Origin of the sequence: Actinomyces capricornis (assembly GCF_019974135.1) — a bacterium.
GTDB classification, from domain to species: domain Bacteria; phylum Actinomycetota; class Actinomycetes; order Actinomycetales; family Actinomycetaceae; genus Actinomyces; species Actinomyces capricornis.
Genome location: NZ_AP025017.1, coordinates 1,782,640 through 1,802,739, shown reverse-complemented (window position 1 = coordinate 1,802,739; position 20,100 = coordinate 1,782,640). Strand labels below are relative to the sequence as shown.

Genomic DNA, 20,100 nt, shown 5'->3' with positions numbered 1-20,100 from the left:
CCGAAGATACTCCCAGTACACCAAGAAGGTGTTCACAGAGGCGCTGATGGTAGGTGTTCTCCTGGGTTGTCGGGGGTTTCTCTTCGCCCGTCAATGAGCTTCCCGGTGCGGGGCTTGCTGTGCTTGGCTGGGTTGTCTGCATTCTGCAGGGTTGTCTGTGGTTCGCCGGTGCTGTCGGTGGATCGGACCCCTGGGACCCTTCCGATGTGCAGACATCCCCATCAGATCGCGGATAACTCGGTAGTTTACGGACGATTGCGGGCGGGTGCACCGCTCGAGCAGGCCGACGTCAGTGCATCGAGATCGATATCGGGGTCGGGCACTGGGCCTGACAGGGCGGTGCAGATCACCAGGAATCGCGAGAGCCCATCACCCATCGAGCGCACGGCCGTCAAGGAGACCTTCATGCATCATCGCTCTCTAATGGACAGCATGATGTCACCGGTATCGGTGGAACTGAGATCCAGGGCGTCGATGGCACAATCGGCGATCTGCTGCGCCAACTGCTCCAGCCTTAAGAATGCGCTGGGCACCGCGGGAGCAGAGCCCAGTAATGACCTCTCCACCGTGGCACCCGATGCCGAGCTGCGGTTTGAGAGAAGCATTGACCAATTCGATGATCTGGTGAGAGGTCCGCAAAAGAGCATCATGCCAGGGGCTCTTCCTGGCGCAGTTCACGGGGGGACCGCGCTGGTGGACCGACGGCGGCGCCCCCTGGGGAACCGCAGCGGCCCGCCCTTCGGCCAACCGCCCCGCACCTGCCCTCAGCGCCCGGCGGCGATGTCCGTGCGGTACTGGGCGCCGTCGAGATGGATGCGGGCCACGGCCTCGTAGGCGCGGGCGCGGGCGGCAGCCACATCCTCGCCCAGGGCGACCACCGACAGGACGCGCCCGCCGGTGGCCTCCAGGCCGCCGTCCTCGCCCAGGCCGGTGCCGGCGTGCAGCACATGGACGCCCTCCAGGGCCTCCGCATCCTCGATACCGGTGATCCGCCCGCCGGTGGATACCGTGCCGGGGTAGCCGGGGGCCGCGATGACGACATCGACCGCCGCCTGCTCGCTCCAGCTCGGCTCGGGGGCCTGGGTCAGGCGGCCGGTGGCGGCCGCGAGCAGCAGCTCGGGCAGGGAGGAGGTCAGGCGCGCCAGGACCGCCTGGGTCTCGGGGTCGCCGAAGCGGACATTGAACTCCACCACGCGCAGGCCCTCAGAGGTCAGGGCCAGGCCGCAGTAGAGCAGGCCGATGAAACTGGTGCCGCGCCGGGCCATCTCGTCGACCACGGGCTGGGCGACCTCGCGCACCACCTGCTCGGCCAGGTCGGCGGGCGCCCACGTCAGGGGCGTGTAGGCGCCCATGCCCCCGGTGTTGGGACCGGCGTCGCCATCACCCAGCCGCTTGAAGTCCTGGGCCGGGGCCAGGGGGCGGACCGTGGCGCCATCGCAGACGCAGAACACGGAGGCCTCAGGACCATCGAGGTAGTCCTCCACGACCACGCGCCCGCCCTCCCGGGCCAGGCAGGCGCGCCCGTGGGCCAGGGCCGCCTCGCGCTCCTCGGTGACCACGACGCCCTTGCCGGCCGCCAGGCCGTCCTCCTTGACCACGTACGGGGCGCCGAAGCGATCCAGGGCCGCGGCGAGCTCCTCCTGGCTGGTGCACACGGCGGCCTCGGCCGTGGGAATGCCGGCGGCGGCCATCACCTCCTTGGCGAAGGCCTTGGAGCCCTCCAGGCGGGCGGCCTCCGCACCGGGCCCGAAGCAGGGGATGCCGGCGTCGCGCACGGCGTCGGCCACACCCGCCACCAAGGGCGCCTCCGGGCCGACCACCACCAGGTCCGCCCCCATCTGAACGGCCAGCTCCACGACCTCCTCGGGCGCAGCCGGATCGATGAGGAGGTTCGTGGCGATCGCGGCGGTCCCCGGGTTACCGGGAGCGACGACGAGCTCGGTGGTGGCGGGATCTGAGGCGAGGGCACGGGCCAGGGCGTGCTCGCGCGCGCCGGACCCCAGAAGCAGGATCTTCACGGGCCCAAGCCTAGATGATTGCTTCCAGGGGGTGCCGGCGTGAGCGCTCGGTGGTGACGAGGCAGGCCGAAGGGAGGCGCCCCAGCCGGTGCGGTACGGGCAGTCCTGCCCGTACCGACAACCTGCGCGCCCTGGTAGAACTCGAGAGGATCCCCGGTCATGAGTACGACCGGCCCCCGCACCCCACCCTCCTGGAGGCATGATGATCCCTGAAGCAACCGAGATCGAGAGACGAATCCTCGCACTACGCGGAACCACACTCACTGAGGCCGACAGCCACCGCTTCCTACTGGACGTCGCCGATCTCCTGGGAGCCCCTCCTCTCCAGATGCTCGGGCCCGGAATCACGTTCCGTTGGTTGGTGGGGGACCGGATCATCCAGATCGCCCCAACCGTCGACTCCTACAACAACTCCCATGAGATCACAATGAGTTGCCTCGACTACGAGCAGGTGGTCAACAACTGCGAGTACCGCAGTTTCAATACCCTCCTGCCGCCGTACTCCTTCGGCCCCTACCTGTGGTCGAAGCTGCTCCGCGAGCCCCCAGAAGGCTGGTGGACCCCGGGCAACCCCGCTGCGCAAACCTGGGAGGAGTTCGACGGCACCCTCGGCACCATCCTCACCAGACTCCCCCAGGACATCGCCCTCATCCCCCCGGCCTGGCGCGACCTGAGCTATCGATCACACCCTTGGTCAAAACAGCGCGTACCGTCCTTCCACTGGAACGGAGCGGATGAAGCCCCGTGGGGAACGATCGAGCTCTTCCCCGACCAGGAGGGCATCCTGGTGCAGCACATCGACGTCCATAGGCCGATAGGGAACATACGCATCCCTCGCGACCTCATCGATACCTACACGGTCAGCATCACCAAGGTGCTCACAGGCCTGACTCCGGGGGTTCCTCTGGCACGCGCCATGTCCTTCTTCGCCACCATGGGCTTCGACTACTGCATCGAGAGCATCGGCCACGGGCATGAAGACCTCCTGGAGGAGGCCGACAGCCTCGATGACGAGCCCCCTGAGGGCATCAGCCTCGAGGAGCTCCAGGCACTCATCGCGGCGGGCGCCCCCGAGCGCTCAGCCCCACGCAGAGTCCTGGCTCCACCGACCTTCGTACCGCTCGAGCTCGGGCTCCAGGTCACCGAGGTCATGGAGATCCTCGACCAGGTGAGCCGAGGAGAGTCGACCATGGAGATCCTGACGGCACGCGGTGCACAGCCCGGCACGATCCACGCCCAGCCCGCCCTCGTCGGCCACAAGTGGAGCGCCATGGAGCAGCGCGGAAGATGGGAGATCACACCCTGCGCATCGCCGATGGAGGAGCGCACGTTCATCTCCGCCGATGACACGATCGCGTACATCACGCAACTGTCTGATGCGCTGGAAGCCCGCTACGGCGCCCCTATCAGCACTCGCGCTCGCACCTCCATGACCCTTGGAGGCAGCCTCGATCGGCTGTTCAGGCTCGGGGAGACCGGTGTCTACATCTCCTCAGTCAGGCCGAGCATTGAGATCCTCCCCTTCGAGACGCTCCTGTTCATGCATCACGGTTGATCCACCGCAGCAGGAGCATCCCCTGCCCGCAAGTCCGGTAATCCGCGGGCAGCCCCGGCAGCGCGCACCCCGCTGGAGTCGCCAATGGCGCCCGGCCACCTCCTTCATCGGAAGGGCCGGGCGCCATTGCTATGCGGGACATCGGCCAGGTGCCGTGTTCAGAGCACCGCCCCTGGCCGAGTCTCGCTCAGGCCTTGGCGGCCGTGATGCGCTCGCGGAACTTGGCCAGCTGCTCGGTGATGGCCGCGGGGACCTTGTCGCCGAACTGCTTGAAGTACTCCTCGGTCTCCTCCATCTCGGCGGCCCAGGCCTCGGGGTCGATGTCGTACATCTTGGCCCACTCGTCCTCGCCCAGCTCCAGGCCCTCGAGGTTGAAGTCCTCGAACTTGGGGTACAGGCCGGTCACGCCCTCGACGGCTTCGACCTCGCCACCGGCGCGGCGCACGATCCAGTCCAGGACGCGGGAGTTGTCACCGAATCCGGGCCAGATGAACTTGCCGTCCTCGTCCTTGCGGAACCAGTTGACCTGGTAGACCTTGGGGAAGTTCTCGCCCAGCTCCTCCTGGAGCTTGAGCCAGTGGCCCCAGTAGTCGGCCATGTTGTAGCCGCAGAAGGGGAGCATGGCGAAGGGGTCGTGGCGCAGCGCGCCGACCTTGGCGTCCAGGGCCGCGGCCGTGACCTCGGAGGCCACGGAGGCGCCGATGAACACGCCGTGGGCGGGCTCGTACTGCTCGGCCACCAGCGGCACGTTGGTGGCGCGGCGACCGCCGAAGAGGATCGCGTCGATCGGCACGCCCTCGGGGGCCTCCCAGTCCGGGCAGATGATCGGGCACTGCGAGGCCGGAGTGGTGAAGCGGGAGTTGGGGTGGGCGGCCTTCTTGCCCTCGGCGGCGTCAGCCGGGGTGTAGTCGTTGCCCTGCCAGTCGATGAGGTGCTCGGGCAGCTCGGCGTCGATGCCCTCCCACCACACATCGCCGTCGTCGGTCAGGGCGACGTTGGTGAAGATGGTGTTGGCCTTCATGGTCTCCATGGCCATGGGGTTGGTCTTGTAGGAGGTGCCGGGGGCCACACCGAAGAAGCCGGCCTCGGGGTTGATGGCGCGCAGGCGCCCGTCCTCGCCCTGGCGCATCCAGGCGATGTCGTCGCCGACCGTCTCGACCTTGTAGCCGGGGATGGTGGGCTGGAGCATGGCCAGGTTGGTCTTGCCGCAGGCGCTGGGGAAGGCGGCGGTGACGTGGTACTGCTTGCCGGACTTCTCGTCGGTCAGGCGCAGGATGAGCATGTGCTCGGCCATCCAGTCGTCGCGGCGCGCCATGGTCGAGGCGATGCGCAGTGCGTAGCACTTCTTGCCCAGCAGGGCGTTGCCGCCGTAGCCCGAGCCGTAGGACCAGATCTCGTTGGTCTCCGGGAAGTGGGTGATGTACTTCTCGTCGTTGCAGGGCCAGGCGGTGTCCTCCTGGCCCGGGGCCAGGGGGGCGCCCACGGAGTGCACGGCGGGCACCCAGGGGCGGCCCTCGTTGATGAGGTCCATGGCAGCGGTGCCGATGCGGGCCATGATCCGCATGTTGACCACCACGTAGGGGGAGTCGGTGATCTCGATGCCCAGCTGGGAGATGGGACCGCCCAGGGGGCCCATGGAGAAGGGGATGACGTACATCGTGCGCCCGGCGTAGGCGCCGTCGAACTTCTCGTTGAGGATCTTCTTCATCTCCGCCGGGTCGTACCAGTTGTTGGTCGGGCCGGCGTCCTCCTCCTTCTCCGAGCAGATGTAGGTGCGGGACTCCACACGGGCCACATCGCTGGGCAGGGAACGCGCAAGGAAGGAGTTGGGGCGCTTGTCGGGGTTGAGGCGGGTGAACATGCCGGACTCGACCATCTCGGTGGTCAGGCGGTCCCACTCCTCCTGGGAGCCGTCGCAGAAGTACACATCCTTGGGCTTGCCCAGCTCGGCGATGCGGGTGACGAAATCGATCACGTCCTGCGGCACGTTGGCCGGCGCGGCAGCGCGGATGTCCTGCTCAGACACAGTCATGAGGGTCCCTTCCTTGGGTTAGGTGTCGACATCATGGGGTCAGGCCCCATCCTTGCGCACGCGGCGGAAAAGGTCACATCCCCGAAGGTCCCAACCCGGCCGCTCAAACGGCCCGATGCGCCGTGCTTTCGCCCACACCCACGGATTTCGGGGTGCTCGACGGCGGGGAACCGCCCCTGTCCGCCCTGAGAGAAGGTCCGGGGGTGCTGCGCCGGGCGGCCCGCGCGGCCTGCGTGTAGCGTGCTGGGCATGCTCCGCCGCGCCCGCCTGACCCGACTGCCCCGCCTCGGCATGCGCGCCGCCCTGGTGGTCCCGGCCTGCCTGGCGCTGGCCGGGTGCACCGCGACGATGGACATGACCATCTCGGCCCAGGGAGCCTACGACGTCGTCCTGGAGATGCGGGACACCACGGGCTCCACCTTCGGGCCCTCCCCTGACTGCTCGGCCTACGAGGACCCCACCGCCATGAACATCCCCGAGGGCACCTCGGTGGACACTGAGGTCCTCACCGGGCAGGAGGGCAACGGCTGCCTGGTGACCATCACCGGCGTCAAGGTTCCCGACGCCTCCCAGGCCGCCGAGGGCGCCCTGGTGGTGCGCGACGGGGATCTCTACACCGTCACGATCCCCGCCTTCGGGGCGGACTCCTCCCAGGGCGCCGCCCAGGGCCAGGACGGCTCCTTCAACTCCGTGGTCAAGGCCCGCGCCTCGGTGTCCTTCCCCGGCGCCGTCACGCGGGCCGACGGCGGCGGCCGGATCAACGGCAGCACCGTGACCTGGGAGGACGCCGACGTCCTGGTCGATGGGGTGAGCGCCTCGGGCTACGCCCAGCAGGCGCGCGGCGTGCCGTGGTGGAAGCGCGCCGGCAGCTGGCTGACAGGCGCCCTGGTGCTGGCGGGCGCCGGCGTGGGAGTGGCGGCGGTGCGGCGGCGCCGGCGGGCCCGCTCCTGAGCGCCGCGGGTGCCGGCGCTCCCGCATCCCACTGACGGCCCGCCGCTCCGCGTCCAGTCGTGGAGACGCCCAGGGGCCGTGAGACCGCGCCGAAGACGATTGCCCCTTGATTCACTCGCTCTAGACTCGGAGTATGAGGACTCACCGCTCGGCTCAGCACAGGCCCGGCCGGCCCACCCGGATACGCCCCCTCGGCTGGGCGACGGCGATGCTCGCCCTCGTCCTGCTGTCCGCCTGCGGGGTGGAGTACGACGTCGTCATCCACGACGACGACACGGTGGACCTGACCTACACGGTCTGGGACTCCTCCGGCCTGGAGCTCATCACGGAGGAGACCTGCACACAGGAGACGATGTCCTCCTACTCCTCACCCCTGCCCCCGGGGACCCGAACCACCTACACCTACACCACCCACGGCAAGAGCCCGGCCTGCGAGATCAGCGGCTCGGCCATCCCCCTGTCCGAGCTGGATGACCAGGGAACGGCTTGGAGCGTGGCCCATGAGGGGCGCGAGTACGTGTTCTCCCTGTCCCCCTCGGCACTGTCCCAGGCGGGGGGCGCCGAGGCCGCCGCGGGAATGACGGCGAACGTCTCGGTGACCTTCCCCGGTCAGGTGAGCTCCGCCAATGGGGAGATCGATGGCAGCACCGTCACCTGGCGGGGAGTGACCAGCTCCTCGGAGAGGCTGGAGGCGCGGGGGCACGACGGCTCGGTCTTCTCCGTGACGGTCGCGTCCGTCGTCGTCACCGCCCTTGTCCTCCTCATGACGGCGCTCACGGTGGTCAGCATCATGGCCAACCGCCGGCGCAAGCGGGCCGAGCGCACTGCTCTCCGCCACCTCATGCAGGAACAGGCCCCCTCAGCCCCATCAGCCTCCGGCGCGTCCCCGTCCTCGGTCTACCCGCTGACCGCACCGGCTCCTCAGGGCCAGTACCCGCCTGTCGCCTCCGCGCCGGCCAGCGCCGGTTACAGCCAGTTCCTCCAGCCGGGTCAGCCCCCGACCACGGGGGACTCACCTGGCCTGCCCGAGGCCGCGATGGGGGCCGGCTCCGCCCAGGTCCCGCTCGACGAGCCCTACCCCCAGTCCCCCACACCCGGGTACATCTCCCCCTCCCCCGCCGGCCCCTACCAGCCCGTCCAGCACACACCCCCGGGACCCGGAGCGGATGGCGCCTTCCGGGACAAGGCGCCGTCCGTCTACCAGGTGCCGCCGCCCGCGCAGGCGGGCCACATGCCCCAGGCGCCGCTGCCCTACAGCGATCCCCACAGCGAGCCGTACCGTCCTCCGGACGTCCCCGGTCAGTACAACTAGCCCCGCCGGGGCCGTGCGGCGGGGATCGCGGCCTGGCTGCGCGACCGGGCTCGGGGCGCGGGCTGTGGGGAGCATGCACCATCGGCAGAGCCTTCCCAGGCGCCGTCCGGGCCGTTACGGTGGTGCCATGACTCTCTCCTCCCCAATGCGCAGCGCGCGGGCCGTCATCGCCGCGCTCCTGCTCCTCCTCGTCTCCACGCTGACCGTGGCTCCGGCTCATGCGGCATCCGGCATGGGTATCGACTACACGATCTCCATCGATCTCACGGTCAAGCCGGATGACACCTATGACGCCAAGGTCACCATTGTGGACAGCTCCGATCCGGCGATCTTCACCGAGGAGAACTGCACGGCCGCCCAGGAGTCCTCCAGCAGCAGCGGGAATGTGCCCGATAATGCCACGACCACCTTCACCGAGGAGGGCGGCAAGCGCACCTGCATCATCGAGGGAAGCGGGCCGATCTCGGACAGCGATGGAGTGATCACCCACGAGGGCGACGAGTACGTCGTGGACATGAGCTCCACCTCGGGCGACACCGGCAGCGTCGAGATCGCCTACTCGGTGACCTTCCCCGGTGAGGTCACCGAGGCGGCCGGAGGCACGGTGGAGGGCAACACCGTGTCCTTCGACAAGCTCAACCAGCAGGTGGTGCGCGGCAAGGACTCCGCCGGCCTGCCGTGGATGTGGATCCTCATCGGCCTGGTCATTGTGGCCGCTGTGGTGGGCGCCATCGTGGCCATCGTGCTCAAGGGTAGGAAGAAGCAGAACTCGCAGCCTCAGTTCGCCCAGCCCTATGCGGCGCCCGGTCAGCCCGGCGCTCCCGGTGGGCAGCCTCCGTTCCCACAGCAGCCCGGTGGGCAGTACCCGCCCCAGGGCCAGTACCCGCAGCAGTGAGCCGATCCGGCCCTCAGCCGCCCCGCCGTCCTCGGGCCCCGACCAGCACCGCTGGTCGGGGCCCGAGGCCTTCACCGCCGCGCAATGGTCGTCCGCACTGGGGATCCAGTGGGGATCCGCAGTGGAGTGAGCCCCGCTGAATTCACAGGAAGATCACGCTGCGGCTACGGTGGTGCCATGAACCCCGTGTCCTCCGTGCGCCGCGCCCACCGTGCGCTCCGCGCGCTCGCGCAGTCCCTTCCACTGGTCCTGCCCCTCATGCTGGCGCTGGTCCTGACCCTGCCCTCCCCCCTCGGGCACGCCCTGGCGGCGAGCAGCAGCACGCAGGACGACTACGACATCTCCTTCGATATCACCATCAACTCCGATGACACCTACTCCCTGAAGATGGTGTTCATCGACCGGTCGAGCACGCCGCGGATCACGCAGGACCAGTGCTCGATCGAGTCCTTCTCCTCGGGCGGCACCCGGCTCAGCAACGGAACGGCCGAGTTCACCGAGGAGGACGGCATGCGCACCTGCAAGGTCACGGGCTCCGAGCCGATCTCCCAGACCAAGGGCCTCATCACCCATGAGGACGACGAGTATGTCGTGGACACCAGCGATTTCGCCGGCTCTGATGAGGTCAGGATGAGCCTGACCGTCACCTTCCCCGGGGAGGTCACCGAGTCCGACGGCGGAACGGTCACGGGCAACTCGGTGTCCTTCGACTCCATTGGCGGCCACGTCGTGCGCGGCCAGGACTCGCCCTCGGGCATTCCGTGGCTGTGGATCATCCTCGGGGTGATCGGGGTGCTGGTGATTGCCGGGGCCATCGTGGCGATCGTCCTGCTCGGCCGGAGGAAGGCCGGCGCTGCCGCAGGGGACGCTGCCGGGCTCCCCCCGAGTGCGGCGCCCCAGCCCGGGCCGGCCGTCCTGCCCGACCCCGGTGCCCCGCAGGCCGCCGGACCGTTCCCCGCCGCGCCCCAGATGCCCGACAGCGCCACACCGCAGCCCCAGGCCGCCGCAGCGGCGCCGATCGGCCCCCAGAGCCCCGCCGCGCCGGTCGACGGCGGGCTCCCCCAGCAGCCCGGGGCCTGGCAGGAGACCCCCGGTCAGGGGCCGGTGCCGCAGGCTCCCCAGCAGCCGTGGCCCGCCGCACCCCAGGCACCCGACAGTGCAGTACCGCAGCCCCAGCAGCCCCAGCCCTGGCAGCAGCCGGAGGACCCCTCCCGCTTCCAGCAGTAGGTCAGGCGCCCACGGGTCATCACACGCCGTCGCAGAATGCGAGTGCGGGGTACAGGCAGCGAGTGCGGGGTACTCGCATTCTGTACCCCGCACTCGCGTATCAGCCCCGGCCGCGGCCGCGGCGCCCCCGCGGTACGACAGCCCCGTAACCAGACAACCGGTCAGTACACCTAGATGAGCCGGTGTCGCGAGATCGTGGCCTCGCGCCCCGGTCCCACACCAATAGCGGAGATGCGGCAGCGGGCGAGCTCCTCGATGCGCAGGACGTAGTCCTGGGCGGGCCGGGGCAGGTCGGCGAAGTCGCGCACCCCGGTGATGTCCTGGCTCCAGCCCGGCATCTCCTCATAGATGGGCACGGCGTGGTGGAGGTCGGACTGGGTCAGGGGCATCTCCTCCACGCGCCGGCCCTCGACGTCGTAGGCGACGCACACGGGAATGGTCTCGTGCCCGGTGAGGACATCGAGCTTGGTCATCACCAGGTCGGTCAGGCCATTGACCCTCGTGGCGTAGCGGGTGACGACGGCGTCGTGCCACCCGCAGCGCCGGGGACGGCCCGTGGTGACCCCGAACTCCCCGCCCTCGGTGCGCAGGCGCTCCCCGACCTCATCGTGCAGCTCAGTGGGGAAGGGCCCTTCGCCCACGCGCGTGGTGTAGGCCTTGACCACACCCACCACGGAGTCGATGCGGGTGGGGCCCACGCCTGTACCGGTGCAGGCGCCGCCGGCAGTGGGGTTGGAGGAGGTGACGAAGGGGTAGGTGCCGTGGTCGATATCGAGCATGGTGGCCTGACCGGCCTCGAAGAGCACGGTCTTGCCGGCGTCGAGGGCATCATTGAGGACCACGGAGCAGTCGACGACCATGGGGCGCACGCGCTCGGCATAGGACAGCAGCTCGTCGGCCACCGCATCGGGGTCGATGGCCGCGCGGTTGAAGACCTTGAGGAAGAGGCTGTTCTTCTGGTCCAGGGCGGAGTGGACCTTCTGGCGCAGGATGGACTCATCGAACAGGTCCTGGATGCGCAGGCCCACGCGGTTCATCTTGTCGGCGTAGGTGGGGCCGATGCCCCGGCCGGTCGTGCCCAGCTGGCGGGCGCCCAGGAAGCGCTCGATGGTGCGGTCCAGCACGCGGTTGTAGGAGGGGATGATGTGGGCGTTGGCGCTGATGAGCAGGCCGGAGGCGTCCTTGCCGCGCGACTCGATCTCGGCGATCTCGCTGAAGAGCACCTCCAGGTCCACCACCACCCCATTGCCGATGACGGGGGTGACCCCGGGGGTCAGGACACCGGCGGGCAGGAGGTGGAAGGCGAACTTCTCCCCATCGATGACCACCGTGTGCCCGGCATTGTTGCCGCCGTTGAATTTCACGACATAGTCGACGTCCTGGCCGAGCTGGTCGGTGGCCTTGCCCTTTCCCTCGTCCCCCCACTGGGTGCCGACGACGACAACAGCTGGCATGGGTCTCTCCCCTGATCTGGTGATGGCGCGGCGGAGCCCACGCCGCGGATCAGCCTACCGGACGGGCGCGGTCCCGGGACCGTGCTGGCGCCGGAAGTGCGGCACCGCCAGCCTGGCCTCACCCTCGCGAGTGCCGGCCCCCATCAGGCCGGGGACCAGCGGGAGGGCACCCGCATCACAACGCCACTGGTCCCGGCACCGCGAGGGTGCCGGGACCAGCGGGTGGGGCCCGGGGCCTGAGCTCAGCGGGAGGCGGGGGTGGCGCGGCGGGGGCGCTCCGCCGTCGTCGACCGCGGTCTCAGGCCGGTGGGATCAGCGCTTGGCCGAGCCCACCGAGCCCAGGCGCTCGCAGGCCTCGACCACGCGGGCGGCCATGCCCTCCTCGGCGGCCTTGCCCCAGGCGCGGGGGTCATACTTCTTCTTGTTGCCGACCTCGCCGTCGATCTTCAGCACACCCTCGTAGTTGGTGAGCATCCAGTCCACGACGGGGCGGGTGTAGGCGTACTGGGTGTCGGTGTCGACGTTCATCTTGATGACGCCGTTGCGCACCGCGGTGGCGATCTCCTCGTCGGTGGAGCCGGAGCCGCCGTGCATGACCAGGTCGAAGGGGGAGGCCTTGTCCCCGACCTTGCTGGACAGGCGGTCGCCCAGGCGCTTGGCGCACTCGTCCTGGATCTCGCCCAGGATCTCGGGGCGCAGCTTGACGTGGCCGGGCTTGTAGGAGCCGTGCACGTTGCCGAAGGTCAGGGCGGTGATGTAGCGGCCGTTCTCGCCCAGGCCCAGGGCCTCGATGGCGCGCCAGGCGTCGTCGGCAGTGGTGTAGAGGTTGGCGTTCTCGTCGCCGGTGATGCCGTCCTCCTCGCCGCCCACGGCGCCGATCTCGATCTCGAGGATGACGTTGGCGGCCTTGGCGCGGGCCAGCATGTCCACGGCGATCTCGATGTTGTCGTCCAGGGACTCGGCCGAACCGTCCCACATGTGGGAGTTGAACATCGGCTGCTCACCGCGCTTGACCTGCTCGGCCTCGATCTCCAGCAGCGGGAGGATCCAGGGCTCCAGCATGGCCTTGGGGCAGTGGTCGGTGTGCAGGGCGATGGTGCCGGGGTAGAGGTCGCCCACGGCGCGGGCGTAGGCGGCGAAGGCGATGGAGCCCTTGACCTTGTCGGCGCGCGAGGAGCCGGACCAGTAGGCCGCACCACCGTTGGAGATCTGGACGATGCCGTCAGACTCGGCGTCGGCGAAGCCCTTGAGGGCGGCGGACAGTGTCTGGGAGGAGGTGACGTTGATCGCGGGGATGGCGTACTTGCCAGCCTTGGCGCGGTCAAGCATGTCGGCGTAGGACTCCGGGGTTGCAATGGCCACTGGGTGCCTCCTGGTATTCGTGATGGTTCAGTGGTGCGGTGCTGATTCTTCCATGATTCTGGAGCCAGGTGTACCGGCTGATGGTCCCGGGCCCGCCCGGCGCGCCCCCGGCCCTCCCCCCGCTGCACGTCTTCAGGGCGCACGCGGGCCGGGGATCCCGACCTCTCCACATGATCACGTCGGCTCCCCATCCGAAGATGTGCAGCCCGGGGTGGCCTCAGTCGGGGGCCGGGCCCGCATGCTGGAGGACCCAGGTGTGCATGGCCACAGCGGCCGCGGCGGCCACGTTGATGGAGCGGGTCGAGCCGTACTGGCCGATGCGCAGCATCCGCGCGCAGCCGGCGGCCAGCTCCGGGCTGATCCCCTCCCCCTCGGAGCCGAAGACCATGAGGCAGCGCTCGGGCAGCACGGCGGCCTCCAGCTGCCCGGCCCCCGGGCCGTTGTCGATGCCGACCACCTCGTAGCCCTCGTCGCGCGCCCAGGCCAGCAGAGCACCGGGCTCGGTGTGGTGGCGCACATCCAAGTAGCGGTTGGTGACCATGGCGCCGCGCTTGTTCCAGCGGCGCCTGCCGATGATGTGGACCCGGCCCACGTTGAAGGCGTTGGCGCTGCGCACGATGGAGCCGATGTTGAGGTCCTGGCTGACGTTCTCGATGGCGATGTGCAGGCGGTGGGCCCGCGCGGCCAGGTCGGCGCGGATCGCCTCCACCGTCCAGTACCGGTAGCGGTCGACGACGTTTCGCCGGTCGCCCTCGGCGAGCAGCACGGGGTCGTAGCGGGGGTCGGTGGGCCAGGCCTGCGCTCCCCCGGGCCATGGTCCCACGCCGATGTCACGGCTGTCGGCAGGGGTATCGGCCTCTGGCTCGCCGGGGGCCCGCTGCGCCTCGAACCCGGTCGGCCCGCTCGGGCCGCTGTGCCGGCCCGGCCCGCGGCGGGCAGGTGCGGCTGGGTCGTGCTCCCCCTCGGGCAGGGGCGCGAGTGCGCGCCGTCGTGGGCTCACGCCAGCCCGAGATCGGCCAGGCCCAGCGCGGCGTGGTAGGGCAGGCCTGTGGCCTCGATGCGCTCGCGGGCGCCGGTGTCGCGGTCCACGACGACGGCCACGGCCCGCACCGTGGCCCCGGCCTCGCGCAGGGCCTCGACCGCCTCCAGGGGCGAGCCCCCGGTGGTGGAGGTGTCCTCCAGGACCACGACCTCGCGCCCGGCGACCTCCGGCCCCTCGATGCGGCGCTTCATCCCGTGGTCCTTGGCGGCCTTGCGCACCACGAAGGCGTCGAGGTCCAGGCCGCGCGAGGCGGCGGCATGGAGCATGGCGGTGGCCACCGGGTCGGCGCCCATGGTCAGCCCGCCCACGGCGTCGATCTCGTCGGTGCCCAGGCCCGCCTCCTCCAGCATGTCGAGCATGACGTGGCCGATGAGGGGGGCGGCCTCGTGGTGGAGCGTGGCCCGGCGCATGTCGACGTAGAAGTCGGACTCCAGTCCGGAGGCGAGGGTGACGGCGCCGCGCACGACGGCGAGCTCGCTGACAAGGCCGGCCAGACGGGCGCGGTGGGAATCATTGGTGCTCACACCACCGATCGTACCCCCGCAACCTTCGACAATTTGCATGAGATCGGCCTTTTCCAGCGCTGGAAAAGGCCGATCTCATGCAAATTGTCGAAAAGTGGGGAGGATCAGGACAGGGCGGCCACGGCGGCGTCGTAGTCGGGCTCCTGGCCGATCTCCGGCACCTGCTCGGTGTACAGGACCGTGCCCTCGGCGTCGAGCACGACGATGGCGCGGGACATCAGCCCGGCCAGGGGGGAGTCGGCCATGGCGACCCCGTAGTCGTCGCCGAAGGTGGATCGGAAGGTCGAGGCGGTGATGACGTTGTCCAGCCCCTCGGCCCCGCAGAAGCGGGCGGCCGCGAAGGGCAGGTCGGCCGAGACGCAGACGACCGTGGTGTCCGCCAGCTCGGAGGCGAGCTGGTTGAACTGGCGCACCGAGGCCGCGCACACGCCGGTGTCCACGGAGGGGAAGATGTTGAGCACCACTCGGCGTCCCCGCAGGGAGTCGCTGGTGACGGCGTCGAGCTCAGCGCCAACAAGGTCGAAGGAGGGGGCAGCACTGCCCACGGCGGGGAGCTCGCCGACGGTGTTCGCCGGGGTTCCCTGGAAAGTGATTGAAGCCATGGGCCGATCGTCCCAGGTCTGCGACCCCCGCGCCAGTGCTGAGCGCCGGGTTTCCGCTGGCCGCTGAGAGACTGGCGGGCCGGCCTCCCAGCCAGACCCCGCCCTAGACCCGGGGATGGCCGGCCGCGCCGGTCCCCGCCACGCGCCGCACCAGCCAGCGCGGAGCGGTGCGCAGGAGCGCACTGGCCCCCCGGTAGCGCAGGCTGGGGGTGCAGATGACCTGGCCGCGCCGCACGGCCGCCAGCCCCTCCTCGGCCACGCGCTCGGCGTCGAGCCATACCGGGCCCTTCCAGCTCCCCTCGTCCACGCCGGCGGCGCTGTGGAAGCCGGTGTGCACCAGCCCCGGGCACAGCGCGGTGGCACTCACCCCGGTGCCGGCGAGGTCCGAGGCGAGCCCCTCGGTGAAGCTGAGCACCCAGGCCTTGTGGGCGGCGTAGGTGCCCATGGCCGTGCGCGCGGTCATGGAGGAGACGTTGAGGATGGCCCCGCGACCGCGCTCGACCATCCCCTCGGAAGCGGCGTGGGACAGGACCAGGACCGCCCGGACCATGACATCCAGGGCGCGCTCCTCGCGCGCGAGGTCGCCTCCTACGAAGCCCTGGCCCAGGCCGAAGCCCGCGTTGTTGACCAGCAGGCCCACGGGATGCTCGCGGTCGCGCAGGCGCTGGGCCACCCGCTCCAGGTCGGCGCGGTCAGCCAGATCGGCGGGCAGGACCTCGGCCTGGACGCCGGCGAACTGCCGCAGCTCCTCGGCCACCGCCCGCAGCCGATCATCGGTGCGCGCGACCAGGACGAGGTCGTGGTGGGCCTGGGCGAGCTGCCAGGCGAACTCCAGTCCGAGCCCACTGGTGGCCCCGGTGACAAGTGCGGTTCCCATGACCGCAGGCTATATGGGGCGGTCCTGCCCCAGGTCCCTACTGAGTGGCCGACGCCGACGGCGAACGGGGCGGCACCGGCGTCAGCGCGGGCGGCGGCGGACTACCCTGCCGTCATGCGCCTTGCCACGTGGAATGTCAACTCCATCCGTACCCGCGTCGATCGCGTCCTGGCCTTCCTGGAGCGCGAGGGCATCGATGCCCTGGCGATGCAGGAGATCAAGTGCCGCCCCGAGCAGTTCCCCCGCGAGCCCTTCCAGGCCGCCGGCTACGAGCTGGCCGTCCACGGACTGGACCAGTGGAACGGGGTGGCGATCGCCTCGCGGGTGGGGCTCGACGACGTCGTCACCTCCTTCCCCCACCAACCCGCCTGGGCGGCCAAGGAGGGGGCCGATCCCGTGGTGGAGGCCCGCGCACTGGGGGCGAGCGTGGGCGGGTCCGCCGGCTCCGGGTCCCCGGTGCGGCTGTGGAGCCTGTATGTGCCCAATGGCCGCGAGCTCACCCACCCGCACTACGCCTACAAGCTCCAGTGGCTCCAGCGCCTGCGCGAGGCGGCGGGGTCCTGGCTGGGCGAGGCACCGGACCTGCCCCTGGCCCTGGTGGGGGACTGGAATGTGGCGCCGCACGATGAGGACGTGTGGGATATGGGGGCCTTCGAGGGGGCGACGCATGTCTCGGCGCCTGAGCGGGAGGCCTTCGCCGCCTTCGAGTCGGTGGGCATGGAGGAAGTGACCCGCCAGCGGGTGACCAACTACACCTACTGGGACTACCAGAAGCTGCGCTTCCCCAGGAACGAGGGGATGCGCATCGACTTCGTCTACGCCTCCCCCGCACTGGCCGGACGGGTGCTCAGCGCCGCCATCGACCGCGATGAGCGCAAGGGCAAGGGCGCCTCGGACCACGTGCCGGTGATCGTGGACGTGGATCATCATTAATCTGAATATATGCTGACATCTACCTGAGACGTTCATGCATATGAGGTCGCGCCCTTGTGATCGTGATAAATAAAGCGCGAGCACACGCAGAGCCCGTCGCATTCAGCGATCGTCACGACTGACCGCTATAGTCGCATGGCGTAAGGATGATGTATGCTCAGCGAAGTCGATGAACAGCCGTGGGAAGGATATTCCGCCATGGCCGATGACGAGGGGGCCCGGAAGGCCAAGTGAGGAATCCTAAGTTGGTGGCGATCGAGGCGGTGGAAGACCGGGTCACGCTCTCCCGGACCAACCTCAGCCTGTGGTCCTCATCATCGTCGGGCGCAATCTCTGACACTGTTGACGATGGCCTGGCTGAGGAGGTGTGGTCCTCACCAGTGGCGGACGATTATCGCTCGAAGATCTCCACACGCGTCGGCGCAGTGGACACGATTCTATCCACTCTGACGCAGGATATCACCAGCGCGAAGAACGCCATTATCTACAGTGGTCTCGAATATGTCGACAAGGATTCACCCGAGGCGCAGTGGCCGCGCTCCTGAGTATGCTGCCAATCCACCTCACCCACATTTCTTGTCTCTCGCGATAAATGAATGCAAAGGAGTTCTGCCGTGGCTTTCATTAAGATCGACCCCGACAAGGTGGACACTGTCGCCAGCAACCTTGAGGAGCGCTCCGGGGCGGTGGAGGAGGAGCGGAAGAATATCGACAACACGAGTTCCGACAACCATGATCCTGTGCCCTCGGTCGTGACTGCAACGGAAGCATTCTCGGTAGCTCCGGTGCAAGCCTCCCCCTTTGGCTTCGGTGCCGCAACGACATTCAACGCGGCGGCACAGGGACTGCGCGACCTTGCTGAAGAGTTGCGCACTCGCAGCCAGGAGGCCCGGAACCTCAACTCCTCCGGCGTGACCATGACCAACGACGACGGGACCCTCAGCTACTACTACTACCTGCCTGACCCTCCGGAGGGCACCGTGGACACCGAGGCCTATTGGAACAACATGGACACGGCCACGAACGTGCGGGAGTACAACTCGAAGTCCGTGGAGAACGCCAGGGCGGAATCGGCGGAGCTCATTGAGGCCATCGAGAACGGGAAGTCGAGCAAGGGGCGCACAGTCGATGAGATCATGGCTGAGATATCCAAGCATCAGGACGTCCTAACATATGGCCTCACTTTTGTGACGACATGGACGCCCGAGGGGTATTTGAACCTGCAGAACGATCTGGACCCAGCGCACATCCCTGTACTGGCACATAATCTAGCCGCCGCCACGCAGAACGAGGGCAGTGGCGCCTCTCTGGCGAAGATGTACGACGAGGCCACTCAGGGTGACGACACCATTCTGATGACAACAAGGCTCAATCATCTTCTGACCGCCCCCGAGACATACTTCGGCACGGAATTCCTGGTCGATCTCGCCGATCGGCTGGAGGAGCGCCCCTACGACGCTATCCGCGCCCACGATCAAGTTCACCCCAATAAAACCTCAATCCCAGATCCAATGGCCGGCGTCCTCACCGCAATGGGCAACAATCCCGAAGCCGCATTGACATATCTGGTTCCCAACGGCGAGATGGGCGCTGATGGCTACTGGCTCCCAGGAGCTGCCGCACAGGAGCGGTGGGATCGCCTCTCCTCCCGGAACTGGAGCCCCGAGGGGCGCCTAGGATTTACCGGAGCAATTGGGGGCGCCTCAGCGCTCCGGGTGCTCGACGCCGAGGGATCCACTGATGAGCGGGCAGCCTGGATCACCGGAAATGGCATCACATACCTCGCCGACCAGGGTACTGACTACTCACCCAAGGAGAAGAAGAATATTGCCATTATTATCGGGAACTCCATGCGGGAAGTCGAGGAGCACGCAACTAACTCCAGCACACAAGAAACCTCGCCCTTCTATTCTCAATTTCCTGCCGGCCTTCAGGGGGATCATTCAGCGGACATCAGTAAGCTAACCGGGATTGTCGGCTCTGATGACGCCGCACTGACCACCCTCTCCAACGCCGCTGGGCGCCACTCGACAGCACGCACCCAAGCGATCATCGACGCCTACCCGAGAGCTATTCTCGGTGACGGCAGTGACATGGATGGCACCCTCAAGGACGGCGCTCGCAGGGACGGCCAATTGCTCGGCTTCATCTCCCAGTCGGCCATCGATTCTCGAAGTCTTCAGGATAAACAGACAGAGATCGTCAGTTCCAGCATCCTAGGCGGCTTCAGTGCGGGGCTCTCAGCAGTGCCCCATCCGGCAGCCCAGGGAATGTCAGTCGGAATTTCAGCGATCACACCAGGCCTGACAGAGGCCAGTAACAACGCAGCCCTATCGCGAATCGAGACCGTCAAGGATATGGAGACCGAATCAAAGACCGCGATCAATCAGTCGATGATCGCCCAGCTTGCCAACAACGACAGACTCCCTGATGGCGCCTATATCAATCATGACGACCCACCGGTCGACTACTCCACAAAATTCGACTGGATGGGGCCGGATCATCGGATCGATATCGAATCGGTGATGGGGTCGGAGAAGAATCAAAAGGACTTCAATGCCTGGATGGCGGATCCGAGCATCCCGGCGGCCGAGCTCATGGACCTATTCGAGGGAGGGATAAAAGATGGTAAGAACACGGCCTCCGAATGACCGGCGCAGGTCGCTTGCCCAGCGGGCCAAGCATTTCACCCTGACATACCCCTGGCTCACAAGCCTGGTAGTGGTCTGCCTGGTATCAGCCAGTGGGGGCGCCTTCTGGGCATGGGGCCGCTACTACGGATATTGGGAGCCCTACTGCCTGGCACTGACCACCCAGGACGTGAAACCCTTCCTCGGCGAGGTCAAACGCGGAACATGGGCCCCCGCCAACGGACCCGAATGGCAAGAAGAATCGTACTGGGTATGCCACATCTCCAGTCATAATCGAGTTGCCCTCTCCGTGGAGGTCACTCGTCAGGCCGACCGCAATATGACCAAGAAGACCGGCATGACAGTCCTGGAATCACGGGCCGCCATCCCCGGCGCAGTCAGCGAGCAGGTCCCCGGCATTAACCCGGGCAGCAACGCCACTGTTGTGCACTGGACAGGAAATGGCAACGCCGGCGCGGGCTGGTTCGAAGGCGACAGCGCCGTCGTCATCGAGACACGAAGGCTCAAGGACGACTCCGCCGCACACGACCTCGCCCCGCACCTGGCGCAGATCGTCAAGAAACGCGCCCCCACCCTCCTGACCAGAACAGGCTACACCCCCACCCCACCACCGAGCCCACCAGACAAAACACCCTCACCCCAATAACCGATTGAACCACAACCAC

The 20,100-nt window shown here is 68.2% G+C and carries 18 protein-coding genes; 9 read left to right on the top strand and 9 right to left on the bottom strand.

The features are described 5' to 3' along the window. Nucleotides 1-410: 410 nt before the first annotated feature. Nucleotides 411-605, bottom strand: a complete 195-nt coding sequence (locus MANAM107_RS07255) for a hypothetical protein (RefSeq protein ID WP_223906803.1) — start codon at nucleotides 603-605, stop codon at nucleotides 411-413. A 159-nt stretch (nucleotides 606-764) separates the two neighbouring features. Next, nucleotides 765-2,018, bottom strand: coding sequence for a phosphoribosylamine--glycine ligase (purD, locus tag MANAM107_RS07250; protein WP_223906800.1), 1,254 nt, complete (start codon nucleotides 2,016-2,018; stop codon nucleotides 765-767). Between the two features lie 199 nt (nucleotides 2,019-2,217). Here purD and MANAM107_RS07245 point away from each other — a divergent pair, with 199 nt between their 5' ends. Continuing rightward, on the top strand, nucleotides 2,218-3,573 hold the full coding sequence (locus MANAM107_RS07245) for a hypothetical protein (RefSeq protein WP_223906797.1): 1,356 nt from the start codon (nucleotides 2,218-2,220) through the stop codon (nucleotides 3,571-3,573). A 187-nt stretch (nucleotides 3,574-3,760) separates the two neighbouring features. Here the strand turns inward: MANAM107_RS07245 and MANAM107_RS07240 are convergent, their stop codons facing one another. After that, nucleotides 3,761-5,605: a phosphoenolpyruvate carboxykinase (GTP) gene (locus MANAM107_RS07240; RefSeq protein WP_223906794.1), complete on the bottom strand. Its 1,845-nt coding sequence runs from the start codon at nucleotides 5,603-5,605 to the stop codon at nucleotides 3,761-3,763. A gap of 249 nt (nucleotides 5,606-5,854) precedes the next feature. Here MANAM107_RS07240 and MANAM107_RS07235 point away from each other — a divergent pair, with 249 nt between their 5' ends. From MANAM107_RS07235 to MANAM107_RS07220, 4 genes are all read left to right on the top strand, one after another. Next, entirely contained in the window at nucleotides 5,855-6,556 is a 702-nt protein-coding gene (locus MANAM107_RS07235) for an LppM family (lipo)protein (protein WP_223906791.1), read from the top strand. Nucleotides 6,557-6,689: 133 nt separating this feature from the next. Further along, the gene (locus MANAM107_RS07230) at nucleotides 6,690-7,868 is read left to right on the top strand and encodes an LppM family (lipo)protein (RefSeq protein ID WP_223906787.1); all 1,179 of its coding nucleotides are present in this window, start codon (nucleotides 6,690-6,692) and stop codon (nucleotides 7,866-7,868) included. 127 nt (nucleotides 7,869-7,995) lie between these two features. Then, the gene (locus MANAM107_RS07225; RefSeq protein WP_223906784.1) at nucleotides 7,996-8,763 is read left to right on the top strand and encodes an LppM family (lipo)protein; all 768 of its coding nucleotides are present in this window, start codon (nucleotides 7,996-7,998) and stop codon (nucleotides 8,761-8,763) included. Nucleotides 8,764-8,940: 177 nt separating this feature from the next. Continuing rightward, nucleotides 8,941-9,990 carry an LppM family (lipo)protein gene (locus MANAM107_RS07220; protein WP_223906780.1) on the top strand — a complete coding sequence of 350 codons (1,050 nt, stop codon included), beginning with the start codon at nucleotides 8,941-8,943 and terminating at the stop codon, nucleotides 9,988-9,990. Nucleotides 9,991-10,160: 170 nt separating this feature from the next. Here MANAM107_RS07220 and MANAM107_RS07215 read toward each other — a convergent pair whose 3' ends face one another. The 6 genes from MANAM107_RS07215 to MANAM107_RS07190 form a co-directional block, all read right to left on the bottom strand. Next, nucleotides 10,161-11,444 (bottom strand): adenylosuccinate synthase, encoded by a 1,284-nt coding sequence (locus MANAM107_RS07215; protein WP_223906777.1) that lies wholly within the window; start codon nucleotides 11,442-11,444, stop codon nucleotides 10,161-10,163. A gap of 312 nt (nucleotides 11,445-11,756) precedes the next feature. Continuing rightward, on the bottom strand, nucleotides 11,757-12,806 hold the full coding sequence (fbaA, locus tag MANAM107_RS07210; protein ID WP_179901315.1) for a class II fructose-bisphosphate aldolase: 1,050 nt from the start codon (nucleotides 12,804-12,806) through the stop codon (nucleotides 11,757-11,759). Between the two features lie 217 nt (nucleotides 12,807-13,023). After that, entirely contained in the window at nucleotides 13,024-13,806 is a 783-nt protein-coding gene (locus MANAM107_RS07205; RefSeq protein ID WP_223906773.1) for a TrmH family RNA methyltransferase, read from the bottom strand. Then, on the bottom strand, nucleotides 13,803-14,372 hold the full coding sequence (gene pyrE / locus MANAM107_RS07200; protein WP_223906770.1) for an orotate phosphoribosyltransferase: 570 nt from the start codon (nucleotides 14,370-14,372) through the stop codon (nucleotides 13,803-13,805). The genes MANAM107_RS07205 and pyrE overlap by 4 nt, the downstream gene beginning before the upstream one ends. Nucleotides 14,373-14,476: 104 nt before the next feature. Beyond that, a complete protein-coding gene (tpx, locus tag MANAM107_RS07195) occupies nucleotides 14,477-14,974 on the bottom strand; it encodes a thiol peroxidase (RefSeq protein WP_223906768.1) in 498 nt (165 codons plus the stop codon). Nucleotides 14,975-15,077: 103 nt separating this feature from the next. Next, the gene (locus tag MANAM107_RS07190; RefSeq protein ID WP_223906765.1) at nucleotides 15,078-15,851 is read right to left on the bottom strand and encodes an SDR family NAD(P)-dependent oxidoreductase; all 774 of its coding nucleotides are present in this window, start codon (nucleotides 15,849-15,851) and stop codon (nucleotides 15,078-15,080) included. A gap of 114 nt (nucleotides 15,852-15,965) precedes the next feature. Here MANAM107_RS07190 and MANAM107_RS07185 point away from each other — a divergent pair, with 114 nt between their 5' ends. The 4 genes from MANAM107_RS07185 to MANAM107_RS07170 all read left to right on the top strand — a co-directional run bounded on the left by MANAM107_RS07185 (nucleotide 15,966) and on the right by MANAM107_RS07170 (nucleotide 20,081). Beyond that, entirely contained in the window at nucleotides 15,966-16,784 is an 819-nt protein-coding gene (locus tag MANAM107_RS07185; RefSeq protein WP_223906762.1) for an exodeoxyribonuclease III, read from the top strand. Nucleotides 16,785-17,032: 248 nt separating this feature from the next. Further along, nucleotides 17,033-17,329: a hypothetical protein gene (locus MANAM107_RS07180; RefSeq protein ID WP_223906758.1), complete on the top strand. Its 297-nt coding sequence runs from the start codon at nucleotides 17,033-17,035 to the stop codon at nucleotides 17,327-17,329. A gap of 69 nt (nucleotides 17,330-17,398) precedes the next feature. Then, complete coding sequence (locus tag MANAM107_RS07175; protein WP_223906755.1) at nucleotides 17,399-19,435, top strand: DUF6571 family protein; 2,037 nt, start codon at nucleotides 17,399-17,401, stop codon at nucleotides 19,433-19,435. 289 nt (nucleotides 19,436-19,724) lie between these two features. After that, nucleotides 19,725-20,081 carry a hypothetical protein gene (locus tag MANAM107_RS07170; protein WP_223906752.1) on the top strand — a complete coding sequence of 119 codons (357 nt, stop codon included), beginning with the start codon at nucleotides 19,725-19,727 and terminating at the stop codon, nucleotides 20,079-20,081. Nucleotides 20,082-20,100 lie beyond the last annotated feature (19 nt).

Excerpts from the sequence above, each read along its gene's own strand:
- MANAM107_RS07225 (WP_223906784.1), top strand. The coding sequence starts at position 7,996 with ATGACTCTCTCCTCCCCAATGCGCAGCGCGCGGGCCGTCATCGCCGCG.
- MANAM107_RS07190 (WP_223906765.1), bottom strand. The coding sequence starts at position 15,851 with ATGGGAACCGCACTTGTCACCGGGGCCACCAGTGGGCTCGGACTGGAG.
- MANAM107_RS07215 (WP_223906777.1), bottom strand. The coding sequence starts at position 11,444 with ATGCCAGCTGTTGTCGTCGTCGGCACCCAGTGGGGGGACGAGGGAAAG.
- MANAM107_RS07230 (WP_223906787.1), top strand. The coding sequence starts at position 6,690 with ATGAGGACTCACCGCTCGGCTCAGCACAGGCCCGGCCGGCCCACCCGG.
- tpx (WP_223906768.1), bottom strand. The coding sequence starts at position 14,974 with ATGGCTTCAATCACTTTCCAGGGAACCCCGGCGAACACCGTCGGCGAG.
- MANAM107_RS07240 (WP_223906794.1), bottom strand. The coding sequence starts at position 5,605 with ATGACTGTGTCTGAGCAGGACATCCGCGCTGCCGCGCCGGCCAACGTG.
- MANAM107_RS07255 (WP_223906803.1), bottom strand. The coding sequence starts at position 605 with ATGCTTCTCTCAAACCGCAGCTCGGCATCGGGTGCCACGGTGGAGAGG.
- MANAM107_RS07220 (WP_223906780.1), top strand. The coding sequence starts at position 8,941 with ATGAACCCCGTGTCCTCCGTGCGCCGCGCCCACCGTGCGCTCCGCGCG.
- MANAM107_RS07235 (WP_223906791.1), top strand. The coding sequence starts at position 5,855 with ATGCTCCGCCGCGCCCGCCTGACCCGACTGCCCCGCCTCGGCATGCGC.
- MANAM107_RS07245 (WP_223906797.1), top strand. The coding sequence starts at position 2,218 with ATGATGATCCCTGAAGCAACCGAGATCGAGAGACGAATCCTCGCACTA.
- MANAM107_RS07185 (WP_223906762.1), top strand. The coding sequence starts at position 15,966 with ATGCGCCTTGCCACGTGGAATGTCAACTCCATCCGTACCCGCGTCGAT.